This is a genomic window from Mesorhizobium sp. M7A.F.Ca.US.006.04.2.1 (assembly GCF_004022915.1).
Taxonomy (GTDB): Bacteria; Pseudomonadota; Alphaproteobacteria; order Rhizobiales; family Rhizobiaceae; genus Mesorhizobium; species Mesorhizobium ciceri.
The window spans coordinates 1-1,847 of record NZ_RZQA01001068.1 but is presented as its reverse complement, the minus strand read 5'-3'; the positions used below and the strand labels follow the sequence as shown (position 1 = coordinate 1,847).

Here is a 1,847-nt window from a genome sequence, read left to right as displayed (position 1 = left end):
ACGTCGAGAGCATCGACGGCGACCGCCTGTTCGGCCTTGTCGACGTGTCCGACAACGAGATCGCACGACCGGACCGCGACGCGAAATGGCACAAGGTGCCGCGCATCCGCACCCGGCTGTCGCCGACCCTGGAACTCGAGATTGCCGTTCCCGAGGGCGACTGGCTGGCCGCGCCAAGCATCGAGAGCGACCGCGCGGTGTCGGCCTATCTCGGCTTCGAGGCCTCGCTCCGTCCGTTTCGCCGCGAGAATGCCGGGCCTGACTATGCCGGCCCGCTGACCGCGGAGCGCTACCGCAAGGCGTCGATTCATCTGTTGACCACGGCTTCGCTGGCACGCCTGAAAGCATTGCACCCGGAAGGGGTCGCCGACCCGCGCCGCTTCCGCCCCAACATCGTTGTCGACATGGCGGCGATCGAAGGCTCGTTTCCCGAAACGGAATGGATCGGCCGCAAGCTTGCCGTCGGCGATCTCCTGCTGACCATCTCGGAACCCTGCCGCCGCTGCGGTTTCATCATCGTCGCCCAGGATGGCTTCGACCATGATCCGGCAATCCTGCGCAACCTGGTCCGCCACAACGCCCACAACCTCGGCGTCTATTGCACGGTCGACAGGCCGGCGCGCGTCGAAGTCGGCGACGCGATGCGCTTCCTGTAAGCTATCGATACAGATCCGCCCGTGTCGGCGGCAGGCCGCTTGGACCGCGCGCGCGCTTGGTCACGACGGTCTGGAAAATCTGTGCCGATGCGCGCTCGAAGGTAATCGAACAGCCCGTCAGGTAAAGCAGCCATAGCCGCGCCCTGGCCTCGCCCACCTCGGCGATAGCCTCGTCGAACCTTTCGTTGAGTCGCTCCGCCCACAGCCTGCAGGTGCGGGCATAGTGCTCGCGCAGGTTCTCGACATCGTAGACGAGAAAACCATGCGCCTCGAGATTGCCTGTTGTCATGCCGATGGTGTCGAGTTCGCCGCCGGGAAAGATATATTTGAGCAGCGCCTTGAACTCCGGCCCTTTGCGCAAGGTCTTCTTGATGTCGCCCTTGCTGCGCCGGGTGATGGCGTGGTGCAGATAGATGCCGCCCGGCTTCAGCAGGCGATGAATGGTCTTGAAATAAGTCGCATGGTTGGCGAGCCCGAGATGTTCGAACATGCCGATCGACGAAATCTTGTCGAAGCTGCCGGTGAGTTCCGCATAGGATTTGATCTCGATGGTGATGCGGTCCTCCAGCCCCTCGGCGCGAATGCGTTCGCGGGCCAGCTCGGTCTGCGCCTGCGACAGCGACACACCGTGGCCGACGACGCCGTAGTTCTTCGCCGCATGGATCAGCATGGCGCCCCAGCCGCAACCGATGTCGAGCAGTCGTTCGCCCGGTTTCAGCCGGAGCTTGCGGCAGATGTGGTCGAGCTTGTCGACCTGGGCCTCGTCGATGCCATTGGCGAAATCCTTGAAGTAGCCGCAGCTATAGACCATGCGCTCGTCGAGAAAGAGCCGGTAGAAGGCGTTCGAGATGTCATAGTGATGCTGGATCGCCTCCTGGCTCGAACCGCTGACATAGGGATTGCGCCCGGACAGATCGGTCCGCGCGCTCATCTGCTTGCGTGCCAAAAGCACGGAAGGCAGGTCGCGCAGGATCGCCATTTTCGGCAGCGACTTGAGCTTGGTTCTGAGCTTGCCTTGCGACGGCAGGGCATAAAAATCGAAGATCGTCCCGTCTTCGATGTCGATCGTTTTGGAAATCCACATCTCGATCAGCGTCGACAGGGACGGTCGCTTCACGATCTGCCAGACGATGTCCTGGTCGTTGATGGTGAGCACCGGACCAGTGGCGGGGGCGATCCGCCCCCCGGTCC

General features: G+C 62.8%; 2 protein-coding genes. One reads left to right on the top strand and one right to left on the bottom strand.

Translation table 11 applies throughout. The features are described 5' to 3' along the window. Window positions 1–656 (top strand): MOSC domain-containing protein (locus tag EN925_RS34320; protein WP_128337290.1); only part of this gene is annotated, 656 nt, incomplete at its 5' end. 1 nt (window position 657) lies between these two features. Here the strand turns inward: EN925_RS34320 and EN925_RS34315 are convergent. Next, window positions 658–1,847, bottom strand: a 1,190-nt coding sequence (locus tag EN925_RS34315; RefSeq protein ID WP_164894601.1) for a cyclopropane-fatty-acyl-phospholipid synthase family protein, incomplete at its 5' end; no start/stop codon positions are given.